Source organism: Streptococcus sp. ELY_137 (assembly GCF_058314515.1).
In genome coordinates this window covers 1-21,809 of sequence record NZ_JBZFUL010000012.1, presented here as the reverse complement: position 1 = coordinate 21,809, position 21,809 = coordinate 1, and the positions used below count along the sequence as shown (strand labels likewise).

The 21,809-nt window shown below is 39.9% G+C and carries 18 protein-coding genes, 5 tRNA genes and 2 pseudogenes; all 25 read right to left on the bottom strand.

Annotation, left to right across the window (positions count from 1 at the left end):
• The 25 genes and pseudogenes from AC4HAO_RS08485 to AC4HAO_RS08365 all read right to left on the bottom strand — a co-directional run bounded on the left by AC4HAO_RS08485 (position 1) and on the right by AC4HAO_RS08365 (position 21,761).
• Positions 1–1,089: a PD-(D/E)XK nuclease family protein gene (locus tag AC4HAO_RS08485; RefSeq protein WP_491135131.1), complete on the bottom strand. Its 1,089-nt coding sequence runs from the start codon at positions 1,087–1,089 to the stop codon at positions 1–3.
• Positions 1,078–1,629: pseudogene (purN, locus tag AC4HAO_RS08480) on the bottom strand (phosphoribosylglycinamide formyltransferase); the annotation flags it as partial. The pseudogene purN and the gene AC4HAO_RS08485, both read right to left, overlap by 12 nt.
• Complete coding sequence (gene purM / locus AC4HAO_RS08475) at positions 1,629–2,654, bottom strand: phosphoribosylformylglycinamidine cyclo-ligase (RefSeq protein ID WP_491093643.1); 1,026 nt, start codon at positions 2,652–2,654, stop codon at positions 1,629–1,631. The gene purM and the pseudogene purN, both read right to left, overlap by 1 nt.
• A 46-nt stretch (positions 2,655–2,700) precedes the next feature.
• On the bottom strand, positions 2,701–3,432 hold the full coding sequence (locus tag AC4HAO_RS08470; RefSeq protein ID WP_491093660.1) for an alpha/beta fold hydrolase: 732 nt from the start codon (positions 3,430–3,432) through the stop codon (positions 2,701–2,703).
• Positions 3,433–3,444: 12 nt separating this feature from the next.
• On the bottom strand, positions 3,445–3,672 hold the full coding sequence (locus AC4HAO_RS08465) for a hypothetical protein (protein WP_491093644.1): 228 nt from the start codon (positions 3,670–3,672) through the stop codon (positions 3,445–3,447).
• Positions 3,673–3,686: 14 nt separating this feature from the next.
• Positions 3,687–5,126: an amidophosphoribosyltransferase gene (purF, locus tag AC4HAO_RS08460; protein WP_491135100.1), complete on the bottom strand. Its 1,440-nt coding sequence runs from the start codon at positions 5,124–5,126 to the stop codon at positions 3,687–3,689.
• Between the two features lie 131 nt (positions 5,127–5,257).
• Positions 5,258–8,983 carry a phosphoribosylformylglycinamidine synthase gene (locus tag AC4HAO_RS08455; protein WP_491135099.1) on the bottom strand — a complete coding sequence of 1,242 codons (3,726 nt, stop codon included), beginning with the start codon at positions 8,981–8,983 and terminating at the stop codon, positions 5,258–5,260.
• A 51-nt stretch (positions 8,984–9,034) separates the two neighbouring features.
• Positions 9,035–9,742, bottom strand: a complete 708-nt coding sequence (gene purC, locus AC4HAO_RS08450) for a phosphoribosylaminoimidazolesuccinocarboxamide synthase (RefSeq protein WP_491093647.1) — start codon at positions 9,740–9,742, stop codon at positions 9,035–9,037.
• 462 nt (positions 9,743–10,204) lie between these two features.
• Entirely contained in the window at positions 10,205–10,903 is a 699-nt protein-coding gene (locus tag AC4HAO_RS08445; RefSeq protein WP_491135098.1) for an ATP-binding cassette domain-containing protein, read from the bottom strand.
• A 250-nt stretch (positions 10,904–11,153) separates the two neighbouring features.
• Positions 11,154–12,059 (bottom strand): helix-turn-helix domain-containing protein, encoded by a 906-nt coding sequence (locus tag AC4HAO_RS08440; protein WP_491135097.1) that lies wholly within the window; start codon positions 12,057–12,059, stop codon positions 11,154–11,156.
• A gap of 210 nt (positions 12,060–12,269) precedes the next feature.
• Positions 12,270–12,729, bottom strand: a pseudogene (locus AC4HAO_RS08435) (ATP-binding cassette domain-containing protein); the annotation flags it as partial.
• 762 nt (positions 12,730–13,491) lie between these two features.
• Positions 13,492–13,620: a hypothetical protein gene (locus tag AC4HAO_RS08430; protein ID WP_491135096.1), complete on the bottom strand. Its 129-nt coding sequence runs from the start codon at positions 13,618–13,620 to the stop codon at positions 13,492–13,494.
• Positions 13,621–13,921: 301 nt separating this feature from the next.
• Entirely contained in the window at positions 13,922–14,167 is a 246-nt protein-coding gene (gene acpP, locus AC4HAO_RS08425; protein WP_491093652.1) for an acyl carrier protein, read from the bottom strand.
• A 12-nt stretch (positions 14,168–14,179) separates the two neighbouring features.
• Positions 14,180–15,169, bottom strand: coding sequence for a phosphate acyltransferase PlsX (gene plsX / locus AC4HAO_RS08420; RefSeq protein WP_491135095.1), 990 nt, complete (start codon positions 15,167–15,169; stop codon positions 14,180–14,182).
• 215 nt (positions 15,170–15,384) lie between these two features.
• Positions 15,385–16,140 (bottom strand): DNA repair protein RecO, encoded by a 756-nt coding sequence (gene recO / locus AC4HAO_RS08415; RefSeq protein ID WP_491093654.1) that lies wholly within the window; start codon positions 16,138–16,140, stop codon positions 15,385–15,387.
• Positions 16,130–17,305, bottom strand: coding sequence for a pyridoxal phosphate-dependent aminotransferase (locus tag AC4HAO_RS08410; protein WP_491135094.1), 1,176 nt, complete (start codon positions 17,303–17,305; stop codon positions 16,130–16,132). Before AC4HAO_RS08410 ends, recO begins: the two co-directional genes overlap by 11 nt.
• A 97-nt stretch (positions 17,306–17,402) precedes the next feature.
• Positions 17,403–18,371 carry a ribose-phosphate diphosphokinase gene (locus AC4HAO_RS08405; RefSeq protein ID WP_447453006.1) on the bottom strand — a complete coding sequence of 323 codons (969 nt, stop codon included), beginning with the start codon at positions 18,369–18,371 and terminating at the stop codon, positions 17,403–17,405.
• A 122-nt stretch (positions 18,372–18,493) separates the two neighbouring features.
• Complete coding sequence (locus AC4HAO_RS08400; RefSeq protein ID WP_491093656.1) at positions 18,494–19,840, bottom strand: CHAP domain-containing protein; 1,347 nt, start codon at positions 19,838–19,840, stop codon at positions 18,494–18,496.
• Between the two features lie 89 nt (positions 19,841–19,929).
• Entirely contained in the window at positions 19,930–20,433 is a 504-nt protein-coding gene (gene mreD, locus AC4HAO_RS08395; RefSeq protein ID WP_491093657.1) for a rod shape-determining protein MreD, read from the bottom strand.
• 1 nt (position 20,434) lies between these two features.
• Complete coding sequence (mreC, locus tag AC4HAO_RS08390; RefSeq protein WP_447453009.1) at positions 20,435–21,265, bottom strand: rod shape-determining protein MreC; 831 nt, start codon at positions 21,263–21,265, stop codon at positions 20,435–20,437.
• Between the two features lie 67 nt (positions 21,266–21,332).
• Positions 21,333–21,420 (bottom strand) — tRNA-Ser (locus tag AC4HAO_RS08385).
• Positions 21,421–21,425: 5 nt separating this feature from the next.
• Positions 21,426–21,497, bottom strand: a tRNA-Glu gene (locus AC4HAO_RS08380).
• A gap of 5 nt (positions 21,498–21,502) precedes the next feature.
• A tRNA-Ile gene (locus AC4HAO_RS08375) sits at positions 21,503–21,576 on the bottom strand.
• 36 nt (positions 21,577–21,612) lie between these two features.
• Positions 21,613–21,683: transfer RNA gene (locus AC4HAO_RS08370), tRNA-Gly, on the bottom strand.
• Between the two features lie 5 nt (positions 21,684–21,688).
• Positions 21,689–21,761 (bottom strand) — tRNA-Phe (locus AC4HAO_RS08365).
• Positions 21,762–21,809 lie beyond the last annotated feature (48 nt).

The window sequence follows — 21,809 nt, the reverse complement described above, 5'->3', positions numbered from 1 at the left end:
TTATTTAAAATCTAATCCTTCATTGACTACGTTTATCACTCTCGACAGTTCGTCTTTAATGCAGTCAATAAGTTCACTTCTAGACAGTTGGTCTATATTCCAATATTGATAGACATGTTCACCATATTTACAATATGCTCCTCTCATAGAAGAAGCTCTCCCTCGAATTTTTTTGTTTTCATAGTTTTCAAAATAGTCTAGCTCAATTAGCTTATTAAATAATCTTTCTTTACTCCCTAGGTTAGAGTCTTCTTTATAAGCTCCGCTATGCAATCGAAATTGATTTCCTTCAATTTGTATTCCAACAAAACCTAGATACTTCTCTTCAACTATTTGATAATACTTAATATCAATAGTAGCTTTCTTATTATGAAAAGAGACATTTATTTTTGGCAACCCCCACCCTGATTGAAACGATTCATTTTTTACCTCTCTTTCAATTTCAAGTGCAAATTCATTTGAGGTATACTTCAAATAAACATCATTGAATTTAAGATCTTCCAGGTAGGAAGGAGCTTTCCAAACATATTTATCTTTAGCAGACTCTATCTCTTCAAAAAGTAAATTATTCAAACAATAAATATCTTTAGCATAAAGCATAATGAAATCTCTATTGATACTGGTAATATCTCTTACATTTTCTAAAATATGTATAATTCTGTCCGAAATAACTTTATAGGATAAAAACTGCCACCTTTCTGGTTCTATAACTTTTGTTAAACCAGTAATTGTTCCTAAACTAAATTCATAACCCTTTTTCTTAAATTCTTTCTCATATTTTAACAATTGTTCTTCAGTCGGAAAAGACTTCAACTTATTTTCAACAATATGACATTTTCCTTGACCGTTTTGTTTATAATATATGGATAAATCGCGATTATTCTCCTCACGTGTACAACTGTCGTAAGTACAACCAGAAGAGTAAAAATTGGGAATAAACACTTCTACAAATGGATTTATACCATCTACTCTTAACTCAATTAACCATGCCCAAAAATTAGAATGAGAAATTTCTTTTCCTCCTAATGAAATAGCAAATAAAGGAGAAAATTTCAACTGTTGAACCCAAATGTCCTTTTTCCTCTTCACTCCCAAACTTTCCAGCACCTCTGGATACAACTGATACTCAGCCTCATGGATCCGAGCTTCAAAGGTTTCAATGGTGTCATCAGCTAGGCGTGGCACGCGCACTTGTTTGATAATTTGGCCCGTGTCAACACCGCTATCCACCCAGTGAACTGTCACACCGCTCTCAGAAACACCTGCATTCCAGGCATCTTCGATACCATGGGCACCGGGAAATTCGGGCAGATAGGCTGGATGGATATTGATGATATGCCCCTGATAGGCCGACAGAAGCGTCGTTCCTATAATTTTCATGTATCCAGCGAGGACAATCAAATCAATCTGATGTTGCTCTAAGAGTTCCAAGATAGAGGTTTCATAGTCTACCTTACTGCTGAATTCCTTAAGTTCAAAGGCGTAGGATAGAACATTTAGGTTCTGCGCCCGTTCAAGCACGTAGGCATCCCGGTGATCCGAGAAGAGAAACTCAACGGGGAATTGCTCAGCGATAACTTGGAAATTGGAGCCATTCCCAGAAGCAAAGATTGCGATCTTTTTTCCCATTACTTAATCACCACACTAGCGTCAGTTTTTTCCACAATGCGACCTAACTCATAGACAACTTCATCTACCAGTTCTTTGACACGATCCACATTTTCAGGACTTACCGCCAACATGAGACCAATCCCCATATTGAAAATTTCAAACATTTCCTCATGCTTGATCTCGCCGTATTTTTCAAGAGCTTTGAAAATTGGTAGAACAGGTACCTTATCTTCTTCGATTTCAGCTGCCAAATGGTCACTAAACATACGAGGAACATTCTCGACAAAGCCACCGCCTGTGATATGGGCAATGCCATTGACCAGCTCTTCCTTAATCAATGGCAGAGCTGCTTTGACATAAATGCGTGTTGGTTCAAGCAGGACTTCCTTAAGTTTTTTGCCGTCTAATTCTGGCAGCACTTCTTCACCCGTATAGTCTGCAAAGACATGGCGGACAAGCGAATAACCATTTGAATGAATACCGCTAGATGCAAGACCCAGAAGCACATCGCCTTCCTTAACTTTTGAGCCGTTAATGATTTGACTTTTTTCAGCAATACCGACCGCAAAGCCCGCTAAATCGTAGTCGTCTTGGCCATACATACCAGGCATTTCAGCCGTTTCCCCGCCGATAAGGGCCGCACCAGCCTGCACACAGCCTTCAGCGACACCGGCAACAACCTGCTCCAATTTAGACGGCTCATTTTTGCCAGTCGCGATATAATCAAGGAAGTAGAGGGGCTCAGCACCTGCCGCAATGATATCATTGACACACATGGCAACACAGTCCTGACCGATGGTATCGTGCTTATCATATTTAATAGCCAGCATAAGCTTGGTTCCAACACCATCTGTCCCTGAAATGAGGACGGGCTCTTTAACACCAGTTGTCGTCAAATCAAACATGCCACCGAAGCCCCCAAGAGCTCCCATGACCCCCAGACGCTCTGTCCGTGCAACATGTTTTTTGATACGTTCGACCACTTCATAACCAGCCTCAACATCAACACCCGATTGGGCGTAAGCATTTTTGTTTTCAGACATCTTTTCTCCTCTTTTTAATATGGGCAATTCTCCTAAGCTTTCAACCTTAGGATTTTGCCAAATTTGATAAACTTTCTAAAACCTTCTCCATCATATCAACACCTGGTATATGACCAGTATTTCTGACAATACTTAATTGAAGGTTATCATTTGTCGTTTGGCCAATTAACTTTTTTATCGTTTTCGTTGATGTCACAATATCTGTATCCCCTTGAAAAACTCTGTAAGGAATAGCTATAGACTCAAGTGTTTCACTCAAATCAACCTGAAGGAGCTCACGCCAGAGAGGAAGAGCAGTACTCTTCCAATAGCCATTATTGACAATTGCCTTAAAGTCACGAAATCTATAATCAGGACTGGTCAACAATCCCCAGATAATAGGAAAAGTGGGAATTTTATTTCCTTTTTTATTGATATAACCATCTGTATATTTGTTAATACTAGAACTAATCAATTGGAGGTCTTTAGTGGCAAGGGTTTGAGCAGTTATTTGACGAATCCTATCAAGTTTTCTTTTGGGGATAGCGGAGTCCGCCAGTGTATTTATCACTTCATCACAGAGAAAAAGAGCATTAATAACTTGTCCTGAAACGACAACACCATCTACGAGTTGTGGATACTGACTCGCCACTAGAGCACTGAGTACAGAACCCCAGGACATACTAAACAGATAAAGTGGATTGTTAGGGAACAACTTTTTAACCTCTTCTATGAGGTCTCTGGTCATATCAATAAAAGTACTAATTTTAAAACATTCATCAATGGGATAATTGTTTATCCCGCAACCTAGCTAATCCCAGTAAACCATGATAAACTGACTGGTAAATTGGGGAAACAAACCTCTACAGCCAACTGAAAAAGGTATCGGACCTCCCGGTCCGCCGTGCAAAGTCATAACAAGAGGAAGAGTGGCATTTTCCCTTTCAATCAACACCTTCTGCGAAAAACCTGCTAGTGAAAAGGTATGAATTTCTGATACAGCGTTCTGCGCAATAATCTCTCGCCTTCGTTTATTCAAACTATCCCTTCTCCCTAGAAAAAATTCGTCTTCTCTTTAAGACTTTTCAGATAGCGTTCCTCATAGTCATAGAGAGGGGTTGGATAATCACCATCAAAGTAGGCGACGCAAAGACCGCCATTGGGCGCATCGGTTTCAAGGCCAACGGAATCAATCAGACCTTCTTTCGACAGATAGGTTAGACTATCTGCTCCGATAATCTGACGGACTTCCTCGACACTGTGATTAGCCGAAATCAGCTCTTTTCGATCTTGAATATCGATCCCATAAAAACATGGATAGGCTAAAGGCGGGCTGGCAATAGCCACATGCACTTCTGCTGCCCCCGCTTCACGAAGAAGCTGCACAATCCGGCGACTGGTCGTTCCACGAACAATAGAGTCATCGATCATAACCACGCGCTTGCCCTTAACCACACCGGAAACGGCTGACAACTTCATGCGTACCCCTTGCTCCCGCAGTTCCTGCGTTGGCTGGATAAAGGTACGCTGAGTGTACTGGTTTTTGATCAAACCCATCTCATTTGGCAGACCTGATTCCTCCGCAAAGCCCATGGCTGCTGATAAAGAAGAATTAGGCACGCCAATGACAATATCCGCCTGCTGATGAAACTCTTGAGCTAGGCGTTTTCCCATATTTTTGCGCGCTGTATGAACATTAACACCAGCAATGGTCGAGTCCGGACGGGCAAAGTAGACATATTCCATAGAGCAGATAGCCAGCTGAGTGTCTGCCGTATAGCTATCGTAGTGAATACCTTCATCATCGATTATCACAAGTTCACCAGGTTTAACATCCCGAACCCACTGGGCACCGACAACCTCAAAAGCACATGTCTCAGAAGACACCACCCAAGCGCCATTTTTCATACGACCGATAGACAAGGGACGAAAACCATTAGGATCCAGAGCTGCAATTAGCTTATCCTCAGCCATGAGCAGGTAGGCAAAACCGCCCTTAACTGTTGCCAGCGCCTCTTTCACCTTATCCATAAAATCTGTTTGTTGACTATGGCGAATGAGGTGGGCTAGAATCTCAGTGTCAGAGGTTGACGAAAAGATGGCCCCTTTTTCTTCCAGTTCACGCCGCAAGGAAACAGCATTGGTCAAGTTACCATTGTGAGCCAGACCAAGGTCACCATCGTGAAAACGAAAGTAGAAGGGCTGAATATTATCAACACTGGCTTCACCAGCCGTCGCATAGCGAACATGGCCAATAGCCCCTGTCCCTGTTAACTTAGCCAGATCATCTGAATTCTTGAAGACTTCAGATAGCAAGCCAACATCACGATGACGCTTTAGGATTTTTCGATCGTTCGTTAATATTCCAGCACCTTCTTGCCCACGGTGCTGGAGACTATGTAAGCCAAAATAAGTTACTTGAGCGGCTTGAGGATGATTCCAAATTCCGAACAGGCCGCACTCTTCATTCAGAGATTTTACTTCGTATGTCATTTTTACCTCGATACAAAGGCCATTAAGCCACCGTCAAAATGGGAAAGCGGCAGAAATCTTGATTTCCCAAGCGCTTTACCTTTTTGACACAGTGCTTAGGCCGTGTTCAGTACAGCATATAAACTGTATGCTTATTTCCCAGTAAAGTATTTCACAGCACTTTCAAACAGATACTGGTTTTTGTTCCCAGGAATATTTTGGAACAATCCTTCCTCAAAACGTTCAGAATGTCCCATCTTACCGATAATCTGGCCGTTCTCACTGATGATACCCTCAATAGCATAGTAAGAACCATTGGGATTGAAACGCGAATCCATACTTGGCTGACCGTCAAAATCAACGTACTGGCTCCAAATTTGCCCATTGTCACGAAGCTGGTTAAATTCCTCTGGACTGACGACAAATTTTCCTTCCCCATGTGAAACTGGGATCGTATGAATATCACCAACTTCAACGCCAGACAACCACGGAGAGTTGGTATTGGCAATACGGGTTTCAACCATTTTAGCTACGTGTTGGTTAGCATCGTTGTAAAAGAGAGTTGGACTGGTCTTAGAAGATTTTTCAAAATTACCATAAGGCAGAAGACCGGATTTGACAAGAGCTTGGAATCCATTACAGATGCCGATGATCAGTCCACCTCTTTCAATAAAGTTGTCAATAGCTGCGCGAACTTTTGCATTGAGCAAGATATTGACAATGAACTTAGCCGAACCATCTGGCTCATCTGCTGCTGAAAAGCCACCGGCGAAAAAGATAATATTTGCCTTGGCAATGTTGTCAACCATAGTGTCAACCGATTTTTCAATAGCTACTTCATTAAGAGTAACAAATGGAACTAGGTTGGTCTTGGCCCCTGCCTGCTCAAAAGCCTTTGCGGAATCATATTCTGAATTCGTCCCCGGAAAAACAGGAATATAGACAAGTGGCTCTTTCACTTTCTTTAATGCACTTACAGGCACCGGTTTTGTAACTGCTGGAACTTCCCCAAAATCAGAACTCTGTGCAAAAATTGTTGGATAAATATCTTCTAACCTTCCTTCAAAAGCAGCTAACAGCTTACTACCAGAGATATTTACACCATTGACAGACAGTGTAAAGTCTCCACGTGTTTGGCCAATCTTTTTAATGCCCGGAATTTCCTGAGAAGATGTGAAAACAAAGCCACCTAACTGACCTGTCAAGATAGTGTCAACTTTGTCAATATGGATACTTGCTCCAATATGATTACCAAAGCTCATAAGAGCTAAGCTTTCCATTAAGCCACCATATTTAACAGCTGCAGCTGATGATAGCTCATATTGGGCATGAATTTCTGAAAAGCATTCAAAACTACCCTTGATACCTGAAAAATCAATCGTCTCAGAGAGAGCCTGTCCAGGAATATAATAAATAGTTTCCCCAGCCGCTTTAAACTCAGGGGAGAGCACCTTATTTGTATCAGCCGTTGTCACACCAAAGGCCACCAAAGTAGGGGGCACGGTTAATTCTTCAAAGGTCCCAGACATAGAATCCTTGCCACCAATTGATGGTAGACCGAGCTGAACCTGTGCTTCAACAGAACCAAGAAGAGCTGCAACTGGCTGACCAAAACGCTCCGCCATTTTATCCATACGCTGAAAGTATTCTTGATATGAGAAGCGTGCTTGTGACCACTTGGCTCCTGTCGCTGCCAAACGTGCTGTCGCTTCAATAACCGCATAGGCTGCGCCGTGGTAAGGGGACCACTCCGCGATGTAAGGGTTATAGCCTTGTGCCATGACCGATGCTGTTCGTGTCACACCGTCTTGGACAGGTAATTTTTGTACAGAACTTTCAGCAGGAGTAATTTGATAACGGCCACCAAGCGGATGGTTGACAGTTGAGCGCCCAACTGAACTATCAAAAATAGTTTGCAGCCCTTTCTGACTCGTATGGTTAAGTTCTGAAAGAACAGCTATTGTATCTTGTTCAAGAGTTTTTTCTGATGTTATCCGCTTTTCTGGTAACTTGACAGAACTGTCAATAACCTTAGCATCCACTTGTACACGGACACCATTCGTATCTAAAAAAGCGCGTTCTAAATCAACAATAGTGCGACCTCTCCAAGTCATAACAAGATTTGGCTTTTCAGTTACAGTTGCCACCACAATGGCAGCAATATTTTCTCTGGCACAAGCCTCCACAAAATGATCCGCATCCTCAGGAGCTACAACAACAGCCATCCGCTCCTGTGACTCCGAGATAGCAATCTCGGTCCCATTCAAACCAGCATATTTCAAGGGAACTTTATCTAGGTTAATATTGAGGCCATCAGCTAGTTCACCAATTGCGACACAGACACCGCCAGCTCCAAAATCATTGGATTTTTTAACCAGACGCGTCACGTCACCATTACGAAATAGCCGTTGAATTTTGCGCTCCTCAAGTGCATTCCCTTTTTGAACCTCAGCCCCAGCTGTTTCTACAGACTCAGCTGTTTGAACCTTAGACGAACCAGTCGCACCACCAATTCCGTCACGCCCTGTTTTTCCACCAAGAAGAAGCACCACATCACCAGCTGCAGGCTTTTCACGCCGAACATTAACTTTCGGTGCCGCTCCGACAACTGCCCCAAGCTCCATACGTTTAGCCACAAATCCTGGGTGAAAATACTCTTTGACATACGTTGTTGCCAAACCAATTTGATTACCGTAAGAAGAATAACCATGAGCTGCAGTTTTTGAAATGACCTGCTGCGGTAACTTACCGGTACGAGTGTCAGATATTGCAGCTGTAATATCACCAGCACCTGAAATTCTCATGGCCTGATAAACATAGGAACGTCCTGATAAAGGATCACGGATTGCCCCGCCGATACAGGTTGCCGCACCGCCAAAAGGCTCAATTTCCGTTGGATGATTGTGGGTTTCATTCTTAAACATCAGAAGCCAAGGTTCTTTGACACCATTGACATCAACGTCAATTTCGACAGAGCAAGCATTAATTTCATCAGACACTTCCATATCATCAAGACGTCCATTAGCCCGTTCATACCGCCCAAAAATCGTCGCCATATCCATAAGAGTCTGCGGTTTATGATCACGGCCTAATTCATGGCGCATGGCCAGATACTTTTCGTAACTTGCCTGCAACTGTGATTGGAACTGCGAAGCTGAGAAATCTATTGATTTCAACTCAGTTTCAAAAGTCGTATGACGGCAGTGATCTGACCAGTAAGTATCCAAAACTTTGAGCTCTGTCTCGGTAGGAACACGGCCTAACTTTTTAAAGTAATTTTGAATAAAAAGCAAATCATCTACTTCCATAGCTAAACCCTGTTCAGCTTTATAACTTGTAAACTGTCCTGCTGTATAGTTGTCAAAGAAATCTAAGGTCATAATTCTCTCATCAGAGAACGAGAAATCTTGTGGTTGAATATCAGTCCTTATATTTTTAAAGCGGGAATCAACGGGATTTAGCAGATAAGCTTTGACTGCTTCTAACTCTTCTGGCTTAATATCCTTATTGATAAGGTAAAGCTGGGCTGTATGAACAACACTATCGTCAGCTCCCCCCAACAAAAGAAGAGCTTCCTGCGCACTTGCTGCGCGCGGATCAAACTGCCCCGGCAAGGCCTCGATCGCAAAGAAAGCAAAATCGTCAAGAGCCGCAACTAATTCAGATTCATCTAAAAGACAGTCAGTTACGCGTTCAGAAAACACCTGCAACTCTGCTGACTTTAATAATTCCTTGTCAATATTAAAAACATCGTACACCTGAATCAACCGGATGCTTGACAAGCTTGTCAACTGTAAACGATGTGTCAACTCTTTGACAAGGGCTTCCGCTTTCCCCCGAAAATCAGCCTTTTTTTCTACAAAAATACGTTTATCCATAACACTAAAAATTACCCTTAACCTCAATTCTTAAAATTATCACGTGAGCACTTAAACCAATTCTTGCAACTTAGTCCATACCAACTGATAAATATCTGTCAAATTCCCTAAATCCCGGCGAAAAACATCTTTATCCATATGATTTCCTTTTTCATCCCAAAGACGGCAATTATCCGGTGAAAATTCATCGGCTAAGATGATGTCCCCATTTTGATCGAAACCAAATTCCAATTTGAAATCAATCAGTGTCAAACCAATCTGGTTGAACCAATCTGTCAAGAGTTGATTGATGCGGCGAGTCTCAGCTTTCAAAAAAGCAATCTGTTCATCGTTGGCAATCCCCAAAAACTTGACATGCTCATCATTGATAAAAGGATCATCCAAATCATCATTCTTATAATAAAATTCCACAATTGGACTTTCAAGCTTATTACCTTCTTCCAAGCCAAAACGCTTGGCGAAGGAACCAGCAGTGTAGTTACGCAACACCACTTCTAAAGGGATAATCTCAACCTTCTTATTCAATTGTTCAGTTTCCGATAGAGATTTAACAAAGTGAGTCGCAACTCCTGCTTGATTCAATTTTTTAAAAATAAAAGATGAGATTTGATTGTTCAGTCCCCCCTTACCTTGAATGGTCTCTTTTCGAGCCCCATTGAGCATAGTAGCCTGGTCCTTGTAAACAGACACGATCAAATTCTCATCTTCTGTATCAAAAATGTCCTTCGCCTTACCACTATAAATTAACTGTTTTTTCATCAGAAAGTTCGCCTTTCGTTTTTATTATATTAAAGTTTAACACATAAAATTTTTGATTTCAATATTTTGCAAACATTTAAAAGATTACATTTTTATATCGTTCGGTTTTTGCTGTTTTTGCTTTCCTAAAACTATTTTAAAGACTGTATTAATAAGAAATCTCCCTATACTCAAAAAAAACAAAATCAGATTATAAGACCCCGTAGACATCTTAGAGTCCAGTGAATATTTAGCAGCGCTGATGCAGAGCCCCCTAATCTTATGAAGTAGGGAAACAAGACCAGCAGAGCTAGCGTCATAAGTACAAGGGCTCATTATTTGAGATTTTTAAAGGAGGCTAATTTCTTAAATTAGGTAAAAATAAAAGGACTGAATCCTACACGGTAACGGAAGACACAGTCCCTTTTACAAATTAATAGTTCAACCTAGAATACAGCTCAATAAAACACTTTTAATTTTCCATTAACGGAGATCTACCAAATCAGCCTGTGTAAAACGGGCATGATAATTAGGAAGGTCACTAACCTTTTGCCCTTTATCAATCTTGACAATACGATTAGCATAATTGATAGTATTACCCCTGTGAGCAACAAAGATCATCGTACGATCCAATCTAGTTAAATTTTCAATGACCCTCGCTTCAGTCTCACTATCCAGATGGCTAGTAGCGACATCAAAAATTAAGAGAGGACGCCCAATAAGCAAGGCATTAGCAATAGCCAAGCGCTGCTTCTGACCATCAGACAAAACATCCTCTGAGATAAAAGTCTGGAAACCTTGTGGCAGGGCTTCAATATCTTCTAAGATTTCACTGGCGGAACAAGCAGCTATCAAGGCCTCTTCACCAATCTGGCTCTCAGTCCCCAACAATAAATTATCTAAAACCGTCCCCTTGAGAATATAGGTTCTCTGTGAAATATAGGTTGTTAAATGACGTAGATTTGATGAATCAGCAAGTTCTCCATCATAGTATATCTTCCCTTGCTTAGGTTCTATAAAACCCGCAATCAATTTAACTAAAGTTGTCTTACCAGAACCACTTTTCCCAACCAAGGCAATCTTATCACCCCTATTAATGGTTAAATGGATATCCTGTAATACCCCTTTGTCTATACGAGAACCATAACGAATCTCTTCTAAATTTATAAGTTGATTTACCATATGATAACGTTAACTGATTTAGCCCTCCATTCTTAAGCCTGAGATATCTCCCCTCTTCAAGATTTTCCACCGAAAATCTAGTTATTACGCAAACCTTTACTAAATACTTCTAACGTGCACAGAGACAAGCAAGAATAATTGCTGTTACTAGCGATTTAAAAAATGATTTCATAGTAGCTAACTCCTTTCTTTCACTTACAAGTACTATTATACTGATCTTAAGCACAAAAAAATAGTGACATCGATGTCACTATTTGCTTAAACCATCATTTCTCATCTCCATTTTTATATCCTCAATGATAACTGAGTCTCCCAATACCTGCCCAAAGGCCAAGGCCTGATTATAAAATTCTCTAGCCTTTTCTTTATTCCCTTTTACTTTGATATAATACTTCGCCTTGGCTTCTAAAACACCCGCCTTATAAGTATGCAGCTGAGCCCGCTCAATCACCTCCTCAGCTTTTTCTGCTAAGGACAAAACATCTCTGTAATCATCGTGATGCGCATAGACGCTAATAATATCCATCAAGGTCGCTAAAAGTTCCACATTATAGAGCTCGTCAGAAGTCGGCTCTTGCCGCAGAAGCTTGCGCTTAATCTTTTGAAGAACTTCCGCATCGTAGTACTTTTCCCTTTGAATCTTTAACAGATAATAACCTAAATACAGATAATCATTGAACTGAAAAACCTTCTTTTTCAATACTTGTTCAAAGGCATCATCATAAATCTCCTCGATATTGGGTAACCTATCCCCCAACAGTGAATTATAAATATTCTCAGATAGATCTAAAAAGAGCAACTCATCTTCAGGCAAAAGCTCAAAATACTGCTCATAAATTTCCTCAATCATTTTTTGCTTCTGCTGAACTCTGTCTGGATCCCCATAAGTGGGAAACTTAATAATACGCTGCTTCTTTTCAAAGTAATCACTTGGAATCTTGATATCATCACCTTCCAGTAGATCAGACATCGTTGTATTGAGCACTCGCGCAATGTATTCTAACTTTTCTATAGAAGGAAGTGACTCACCACTTTCAATACGCACTAGCTGGCGAACGGTCAATTTCTCACCATTACCGCAGACATTGTCACGCGATAACTTCCGCTCCTGCCTTACTTCACGAATTCGCTGCCCGAGTCTCCCTTTAATCCCCAAAAGAATGCCCCCTCACATATAATTATCAGCTCAACATTATACCTTGTTCTTATTTTTTAATCAATATCAAAAAGATTTCATTTTAATAACAGAGGCGTAATCGCTACAGAATAACCCAGTATTTAACGATAATATAAAAACATTCTCAACTATAGATCAATTGAGAATGCTTATACTATCTATGAAAAAGAATTTATTTTTGTACTAACATTAACCCGCAACATGATCTAGATGTGGCCACCATAATCTTTGAGTAGATTGGTCACTAACTTTTTGACCACCTTCAATCTTAACAATTCGATTAGCGTAATTTAAAACACTACCTCGGTGGGCAACAAAGACCATCGTACGGCCGATTTGAGTCAGATTCTTAATAACCTTTTCCTCCGTATCTCCATCAAGTCCACTAGTAGCTTCATCAAACACTAAAATAGGCTGGTCTGAAAGCAAGGCCCGTGCAATTTACCAAACGTTGTTTTTGTCCACCTGGTAGACCGCCATCCTCAGAGACTTGGGATTGAAAACCTAATGACATAGCTTGAATATCTTCCAAGATTTCGGCTACCGCACAAGCTTCCATCAGACACTTCTCATCAACTTCACCAGAGACCCCCAGCAATAGATTTTCTAAAATGGTTCCTGTAAAAACATACGATTGTTGTGGCATATAGGGAGTGGGATCAACCCAAAAATTGAAAATTTTGGTTCTCACCACTCCCTACTTTTAAAGTGGTGACCTGAAACGGTCTCTCCCCAGACCGTTTTTGACACTTGCTTTGCAAGCTTTATTTCCCGATTAAAAAGGCCTCCCAGACCTTTTTAACCCACCCCCGCGTAGCTCCAAAGGTCCGGGGGACCTTTGGAGATTGGAAATAAGATGAACAGCGTTCATCACATTTGTTTTTCCGCTTTGGTCTTGTGGCAAAAGGAAAACCAGCCAGCAGTGGTTCATTACAAAACAGGAAGACTGGACGAGTTTTTGTCCAGCCTCAGGTTTCTAAATTCAACAATAACATTAATATCACCCTTTTGTGAAAAATTATAATTCGCACTAAAATAATAAAGTGATTCTCTCTCCAGTAAAATTAACTTAAGCAGCAAAAACTTCTCGTAAACCTAAAAACAAAGAAACTTTTAAGATTTAGAGTTGGCTAAGGCTCTTTTTCCCAAACCTATTATGACTAAAACAACAACAATTAAAGCTGCTGGATATGTTACCTGTCCTAAAATTAATTTTGATATTAATAATCCCACTAATAATACTGCTAATAATAAAGCACTAATACGACCTATTTTTCATCATAAAAATCCGGAACTTAGAAAAGTTAGTTATTCAACTGAATCACCCGACCTTTGTGAATGCTACAAAGTTTCAAGCTATCATCTTAACAAAATTTCCTTAGCTCTATCCTTTCTCTAAAATTAATTTTTTCTAATAAACAATAACACTCTGGTTAACAATATCAATAGCTTTCCTAAAGGCATTAAGCCACCCACCACCTTGAACTACTGCAAACTCTTGATCGGTCAATTCTTTTGAATTATTCTTTTCGTTAAACATAATATTTTCCTTTCTTCCACAATTAATTTTGAAATCAGTAGCAACTTCGCTTCTTCATTGCTACGATTTTATTATAGAGTAAGCCAGCTTAAAAAACTAGAGACATCGATGTCATCCCCTAACAATTTAAAAATTAATGCTATTTAAAAATCAAAACGATAGGTACTGTACTTATAACTGGGAAGTAGAAAATAACCCTAAAAATTTCGATTTTCTTTAATCATAAATTCCCTAATTTTTTGAAAGCCGTTGTTTAGAAGGGAAACTAGTATAAAAAAAACAAACCCTTTCGAGTTTGCCTTTACTCCCCTACCTTAGTTGCTAAATAATCCAACATATTGCCAAGTGTCGTCATGTCCTCAATATCATCGTCAGGAATTTCAATAGCAAACTCATCCTCTAAGTTTACTACAAATTCCATCAAATCAATAGAATCCACACCAAGCTCATCTTTAAATGAGGTCTCTTCTGTAACTTCCAAACTTTCTAAATGCATCTGTTCCTTAATCATCTGGCTAATTTTGGCAAATATCTCTGATCGTGTCATCGCTATCCCTTTCTATTCGGAAAATTCCTCTACAATCTCTTCAACAACCTGATGCTCTAGCATAGTTCTGACCTGTCTAATCGTATAATAAACCGATTTAGCATCACTAGAACCATGGCACTTCACCACAGGAGCCTGTAGCCCAATGAGCACAGCACCACCAGCCGATGAATAATCCATGATACTGCGCAGGCTATAGAGACTGTCTTTCATGAAATAAGCACCAAGCTTAGCCTTAACACCGCCAGTTTTGATAGCTGTCTTCAAGGCACTAAGAATAGAAAGACCAGTACCTTCAATGGTTTTCAAAACCGCATTACCCGTAAAACCATCTGCTACAACAACATCTACTACACCGTTAAGCAGCTCACGCGCCTCTACATTCCCAACAAAGTTAATCGCAGATTCCTTGGATAAAAGTTCAAATACCTCTTTACGAAGGGGATCCCCCTTAGTTTCTTCTGTCCCGTTATTTAAAAGGCCAACACGCGGATTTTTTACTCCACGTACAGCTTCCGCATAGTAAGAACCTAAAATTGCATATTGATGAAGATGGTGAGGCGTATTTTCAGCATTAGCTCCCAAATCTAACATATCAAAGTTGCCACCATCGATCGTCGGCAAGGTAGACATAAGAGCTGGACGATCAATTCCTTTAATACGGCCAACCACAAAGAGGCCAGCTGCTAATAAGGCCCCCGTATTCCCAGCGGAAATTACCGCTTCAGCTTGACCATCTTTAACAGCTTGAGCTCCTAGTACCATTGAGGCTTGTTTCTTCTTTCGAATCGCCTTTACCGGTTCATCATCTGAATTAATTTTTTCATCCGTGTGGATAATCTCAACTCGCTCATCTGCCTCTAAATACTCTTTTATTTTTGTTTCATCCCCATAAAGTTTAATCTGAATATCATTAAACTCCTCCAATGCTTGATTAACACCTTCAATAATCGCCTGGGGAGCTTTATCACCACCCATTGCATCTACAGCAATTGTTTTCATCAATTATTCCTCTCTTTAAGCCTAACTCAGTGTCAGTATTATAGCATAAACCAGCTGTATTTTCATCACCAGTTAGTAATAACTCCTATTATAAAATAAATAAGATTTTAGCGGGCAAAGCACAGGATTAATCTTTCCAAAAACAAAGAAGCAATTCACTACAGTAGTAGATTATCTACACTATAAAAGGACTGGACAATGTCACAGACCTTCCGCTATTTCATAATATCCCCCCAGCTAGCCAAATCATCAATAAATCTTTTCGATTTAAGATGAATACCAACATAAGTATCATAGAGATCATCTAAGAAAAGTCGAATCTTATGCTTCATCTCTGGCTTCACTGAAATCGTCTGTAATTCCTCAAAGGAAATAATTTGAAATCTACCTAATAAGTAGAGAACATTAGGATCTAAATGACTACGTCTCATATCCTTTTCATAATGTTCTGGGCATAAAAGACCTGAATATTTATGAGAAAAATCAAATCGTTGCCCTACGCGATGACAAAAAACACACTCATGAAAATTTAAACGTACACCAAAACGATCGAGTAGCTGTAGTTCAAAAATATTCGTCAATATTTCATAATCAAGCCCTTGCTCCATTAACTCTAGAGTTTTTACTAAAAAATCAAAAAGCTGAGAATCATAAACACCATCAGCAACCGCAGCATCTGCCAAAGCAAGTACGTAACTAGCATAAGATAAAGTAAAAATATCCTCATTAATATGCTTAAAAGTTGTCATTTCCTTATAATCATCAATGTAAGACAAACCATTATCATTAATTTTCATTAGGAAATCCGCTAAAGTTAACGGCTGGATGGCAGACACAAGCTTAGACCGACTAACATGTTTCACGAAAAACATTCGCTTTCCTGAAGTTTCTGTAAAAATTTTGACTAGCTTATCATCCTCTCGATAATTGCGATTAAAAAGAACAATTCCTCGCGATTCCTTAGTCTGCATACTGCTCCATATATTCTTTCAAACGTTTCATCGCCTCTTGTATCGTCTCCATACTAGCCGCGTAAGAGATGCGTAAATACCCCTCTCCATATTGGCCAAAGGCAACCCCTGGAATCATTGCAACTGCCTTCTGGTGAGCAAAATCTTTTAAAAATTGGAAGGAATCTTGCCCTTCTACCACTGGAATTTTAGCAAAAATATAGAAGGCCCCTGTTGGCTTAATAATTTTAAAATTCATCTCTTCCATTTTTTCAATGATATAGTCCCGACGCTTAATATACTCACTCTTCATAGAAAGAGCATCATCTTTTCCAACTGTCAAAGCCTCAATAGCAGCAAACTGAGCATTGGTCGTTGCAGCTGTAACCAAATATTGATGGCTTTTAATCAGCTGTCGTGTAAACATCACAGGGGCAAAGATAAAGCCAATCCTCCACCCTGTCATCGCATGGGATTTAGATAGACCATTGATAATAATGGCTTGATCTGGTAGATACTCCCCAATGGAAACATGTCCCTCATCAGTATAAGTTAATTCCGAATAAACTTCATCACTAACCACAAATACATCATATTTTTTCAAAACATCCGCAAAAGCCTTAATTTGCTCACGTGAATAAGTTACACCTGTAGGATTGGTGGGATAATTTAGAAGTACAACCTTCAATCTGTCACCCTGCTCCAGAATAGCCTTTTCCAATTGCTCAGGTGTCAAAACAAAATCATTATCAGTTGTATCAATTTCAACAATTTCAGCTCCAACAAGATTAACAATAGGCTCATAACCTGGATAAGCAGGAGCTGGCAGCAAAACAGCATCACCAGGCTCCAGAATAGCAGTCAGAGTAGCAGATAGAGCCTCTGTAGCACCGATAGTGACTAAAATTTCAGAATCTGGATCATAGTTCAAACGATATTTTTCTCTCACAAAGTTAGAAGCAGCTTGTCGCAGTTCAGGTAAACCCGCCATACCAGTATAGTGACTTTGATTAGCGTCAATGGCCGCCTTAGCTGCTTCCTTAACATGATCTGGTGTCGTAAAGTCAGGCTCTCCCAGTGTCATTTTTAAAATCCCCGGAACCGATGATATTGATTGATCAAATTGACGAATTAAAGAAACTTCTATTTTTTCCAAGTTTTTATTGAAACGCTTTGCTAAATCCATAAATCCACTCCTTAGTAAATAAGTAATTCTATTATACAGCAAAACTAAAGAATTTTCAGCCTTACTAAAAGAGGTCCGAAGTTCGGACCTCCTATATTTATTTAGAAATTTCAAGTTCAAATAGCGGGGAAAGCGGCCGCTTTTCATGGATACGTACAATAGCTTCACCAATCAAATCTGCAATTGAAATTTGCTCAATTTTGTCAATTAGACGCTCACTAGGCAGATAAATCGTATCTAAAACGACCAACTTTTTAATTGCGGATCCCTCAATATTATCTAGGGCTGGTCCAGATAAAACAGGGTGCGTACAAGAAGCATAAACTTCAGTTGCACCTGCTTCAGCCAAAGCATCAGCTGCATGACAAATTGTCCCAGCCGTATCAATCATGTCATCAATCAAAATACAAGTCTTTCCTTTGACATTACCAATGATATTCATAACCTCACTGGTATTCATTTTATCAACACTGCGACGTTTATCAATAATAGCAATTGGAGTATGGAGGCATTGAGCTAATTTACGCGCACGCGTCACCCCTCCATGGTCAGGACTAACAACAACGACATCGTTACCCACCAATCCCTGACGGATAAAGTAATCAGCAATCAAAGGAGCCCCCATCAAATGATCCACTGGGATATCAAAGAAGCCCTGAATTTGCGCTGCATGCAGATCAACTGTCAACAGTCTGTCAACACCAGCTACCTCAAGCATGTTAGCAACCAACTTAGATGTAATAGGCTCACGCGAACGTGCCTTTCGGTCTTGACGTGCATATCCATAATAAGGCATCACAACGCTAACAGTTTCAGCACTAGCCCTTTTAAGTGCATCAACCATTATGAGAATTTCCATTAAATTTGTATTGACTGGTGAACTTGTTGATTGAAGAATAAATACATGGTGACCACGAATAGATTCCTCAATATTTACCTGTATTTCACCATCAGAAAACTGACGGACAGTGGCCTGACCAAGTGAAATACCAATAGAATCAGCGACTTTCTCAGCTAATTCCTGATTAGACGATAGGGCAAAAAGCTTCAAATTGTTAAATGACATGACGTCCTCCAAAATTTAATCCACTAATATTTTAACGTTTTTCATCTAAATTTTCAATGTCGATAAAATACAAAGATATAAAAAAGGAAAACGCTTTTTCAACGTTTCCCATTTCGATATTCTTACTGATAGATAAAGTAGTGAGAACCAGATGAGTTAACATCAAAGCTTCCACGGTAATCACCAATAGACTGGTTACCTGCATAGTTTGATTCATTAACAGTAATAGTAGAACCATTAACAGATGTAACATAAGCAACGTGACCATAGCCACCACCATCGTTAGGCCATACAATGACGGAACCAACTTGTGGTGTAGAACCAGTCGTGTGTCCTGCTGATACAGCGCTTGCACCCCATTGGTTAGCATTACCCCAATAATTACCAACCCATGAAGCCAACGATTTAACACCCCAAGTACATTGTCCAGCTGGGTAAGTGTTAGTATTATCAACCTGAGCAGGGGCTGGAGCTGGCTGAGCTTCAGGGGCTGGTTGAGCCTCAGGTGCAGCCGGAGCTTCTTCTTGAGCAGGAGCTGCAGCAACTTCTTCTGTTTGTGATTGTTCAGGAGCTGGCTGAGCCTCTTGTTCTTGAGCTGGAGCTTCTGAATTTTCAGTAGTTGGTGCTTCTACAGCTGCTTCAGATGCAGAAGTTTCAGCTGAGGCAGATTGCTCATCAACAGGCTGCTGTTGATTTTGTTGATCAACAGCTTCAGATTGTGCTGCTGCCTCAGATGCCGCTGCAACTTCAGATTCTGATGTTGCTACTGAAGCCGCTGCCGATGCACTTGCTGCTTGTGATTCTGCGGTAGATTTAGCAGATACCAACGCTTGTTTATTAGCTTGAGCCGTAGCAATTTCAGTAGCAAGTGCTGCTTGTGCTGCTTCCAACTGAGCTTGTTGCTGAGTTAAAGCAGACTGATTAGCTTGAATAGTTGCTTGGTTTGCAGCAACTTGATCCATAGCTGCCTGGTTTTCAGCTTGCTTAGTTGCAAGAGCAGCTTCATCTGCTTGTTGTTGAGCCAATTGACTTTGGCTAGCAGATACAACTTCATGTACCGCAACGATACGGCTAATAGCTTCTGAAATTGATTTTGAATTCAGAATTGTATTAATATAGCTTGAAGCTGTATTATTCTTTTGAGCATTTTGTGCTTGTGCTTGAATAGACGCATTACGAGCAACAATCTTAGCAGATAAATCTTGAATTTCAGCTGCAAGCGTAGCTGATTCTGTCTGAAGCGCAGAATTTTGTGCCTCAAGTTCAGCATTTTGACCTTCAAGTACGGCTTGTTGTCCTTGGATCAATGAAGCTTGTGACTGAGCTGCTTGTGATTGTGCTGCTAAGTTACTGATAACAGCATCTTGACCAGCAATCGCTGAGTCATAGTCATCCGCTTTTACATGTGTAGCTGCTGCTGTAAGAGCAACACCACTGAGCAATACTGTTGATAAAATACGTTTTTTCATGTTAATAAACTACTCCCATATTGATAAGACCATTATATTATACCAGAAACTAGTCCATCTTTTGTTACGTATATGTTACAGTTATATGTTTATTTAAAGCCGTTTCTACGCATTATTTTATCTATTATTATAAAAATCAGAGAATTTAACAATAAAGAAACAACCAATTGATAAGTGACAAAAGATAAAAAATCATAAGTTGTTAAATGGTAAAGATAAGCCAATCCATAGCAACCAGTCTCAAATAAAGTAATTAAAATGAAGAAGGCTTGTGCTCTGCGAAGTCCCGTTACGAAGTGTCTTCCCCACTTTCTAATGATATAGACAACAAGCGGTAATATAAAGAAAGCAACACCAATAAAATTGAGATTATAGCTATCGTAAATAAGACCTAGTATAAAAGCTAATGAATAAGAAAAGTAGGCATTATTTATATATCTCTGCACAAAAAACAGAAAGATCAGCAAGAAATGTACCTGTAAAATAATAGAACGCCCAGTTAGGGTTGAAAAGATATCAGATAGGTGACCATCAATTAGCATAAGTAAGAAAGCAAAAAGTGATATTGAAATTTTATTTTTAAACCAATTCATTTTATTTACCAATCAAAGTGACATAACTGATATTATCCAAATCCGCTGTAGGAGTAACATAGACTTTCCGCTTGTTCAATTCCTTTGCATCACTAATTGAAGAAATTTTACCAACACTGATACCAGGAATACTTTTGCCATCTAGGCCACTAGTAGTAACACTATCCCCAGCATTCATCGGTTTATCGACATTCAGCTCTTCTATGATCAAGAGATTCTTTTTGGAATTGTAACCCGTTAATATACCGTAAACATCACCATCTGAGCTACTAAATTTAACGGGAATTTCGTATGTCCCTTCCGAATTAGAAATCAACTGCAGTGTAGTTCCCGATTGTGATACGTCTGATACCTTACCAATCAAGCCGCCATCTGAGACAGCTAGCATAGAATCTGTAACTCCATCATTTTTCCCGACACCAACAGTTAGATTCTCATACCAAGATAAGGTTGAACGAACTGTTACATCACTAGTAATAGTTTCATAACTGGAAAAAGCCTTTTCAATTTCCAATGCATTGGCCAAACTTTTATTCTCTTCTGTCAAAGAATCTACTGTTGACGATTGATCTCTCATTTCGGCAAGCTCTTTTTTTAATGATTCATTTTCACTATAGGCATTAAAGAGCTCTACAATCTCATCCTTAGCTGATGAAGCCCAACGAAACGGATAAGAGACAAAATGATCAATCTTCGTAGTTACGCCATTAATAGGAGTTGCTACTTTTTTAATAACTGAACTATTGCGAAAGATAAAAAAAAGAAGTACTAAAAAAATTAATACACTTGTCACACTAAACGTAACTACACGGGAAAATCTAATTTTTTTCATAAGAAACCTCTTTTTTAAAATAAACAAAACGAGATATCTCACGATAACTCGTTTTTCTTAACTAATACGGAGAATGGGGGATTCGAACCCCCGCGTCAGTTTCCCGACCTAACGATTTAGCAAACCGTCCTCTTCAGCCTCTTGAGTAATTCTCCAACAATAGTCCGTACGGGATTCGAACCCGTGTTACCGCCGTGAAAAGGCGGTGTCTTAACCCCTTGACCAACGGACCTTTCATGGGCACAAGTGGACTCGAACCACCGACCTCACGCTTATCAGGCGTGCGCTCTAACCAGCTGAGCTATGCGCCCAAACTAACTGTTTGGCACTTATAATTTTCATTATAAAGCGGGTGACGAGAATCGAACTCGCGACAACAGCTTGGAAGGCTGTAGTTTTACCACTAAACTACACCCGCTAAAATGGCGCGAGACGGAATCGAACCGCCGACACATGGAGCTTCAATCCATTGCTCTACCAACTGAGCTACCGAGCCTTCCTACCTCCATAGGTATTGCGGGAGCAGGATTTGAACCTACGACCT

Excerpts from the sequence above, each read along its gene's own strand:
- purM (WP_491093643.1), bottom strand. The coding sequence starts at position 2,654 with ATGTCTGAAAACAAAAATGCTTACGCCCAATCGGGTGTTGATGTTGAG.
- purF (WP_491135100.1), bottom strand. The coding sequence starts at position 5,126 with ATGACATACGAAGTAAAATCTCTGAATGAAGAGTGCGGCCTGTTCGGA.
- AC4HAO_RS08455 (WP_491135099.1), bottom strand. The coding sequence starts at position 8,983 with ATGGATAAACGTATTTTTGTAGAAAAAAAGGCTGATTTTCGGGGGAAA.
- purC (WP_491093647.1), bottom strand. The coding sequence starts at position 9,742 with ATGAAAAAACAGTTAATTTATAGTGGTAAGGCGAAGGACATTTTTGAT.
- AC4HAO_RS08445 (WP_491135098.1), bottom strand. The coding sequence starts at position 10,903 with ATGGTAAATCAACTTATAAATTTAGAAGAGATTCGTTATGGTTCTCGT.
- AC4HAO_RS08430 (WP_491135096.1), bottom strand. The coding sequence starts at position 13,620 with ATGTTTAACGAAAAGAATAATTCAAAAGAATTGACCGATCAAGAGTTT.
- acpP (WP_491093652.1), bottom strand. The coding sequence starts at position 14,167 with ATGACACGATCAGAGATATTTGCCAAAATTAGCCAGATGATTAAGGAA.
- plsX (WP_491135095.1), bottom strand. The coding sequence starts at position 15,169 with ATGAAAACAATTGCTGTAGATGCAATGGGTGGTGATAAAGCTCCCCAG.
- recO (WP_491093654.1), bottom strand. The coding sequence starts at position 16,140 with ATGCAGACTAAGGAATCGCGAGGAATTGTTCTTTTTAATCGCAATTAT.
- AC4HAO_RS08410 (WP_491135094.1), bottom strand. The coding sequence starts at position 17,305 with ATGGATTTAGCAAAGCGTTTCAATAAAAACTTGGAAAAAATAGAAGTT.
- AC4HAO_RS08405 (WP_447453006.1), bottom strand. The coding sequence starts at position 18,371 with ATGTCATTTAACAATTTGAAGCTTTTTGCCCTATCGTCTAATCAGGAA.
- AC4HAO_RS08400 (WP_491093656.1), bottom strand. The coding sequence starts at position 19,840 with ATGAAAAAACGTATTTTATCAACAGTATTGCTCAGTGGTGTTGCTCTT.
- mreD (WP_491093657.1), bottom strand. The coding sequence starts at position 20,433 with ATGAATTGGTTTAAAAATAAAATTTCAATATCACTTTTTGCTTTCTTA.
- mreC (WP_447453009.1), bottom strand. The coding sequence starts at position 21,265 with ATGAAAAAAATTAGATTTTCCCGTGTAGTTACGTTTAGTGTGACAAGT.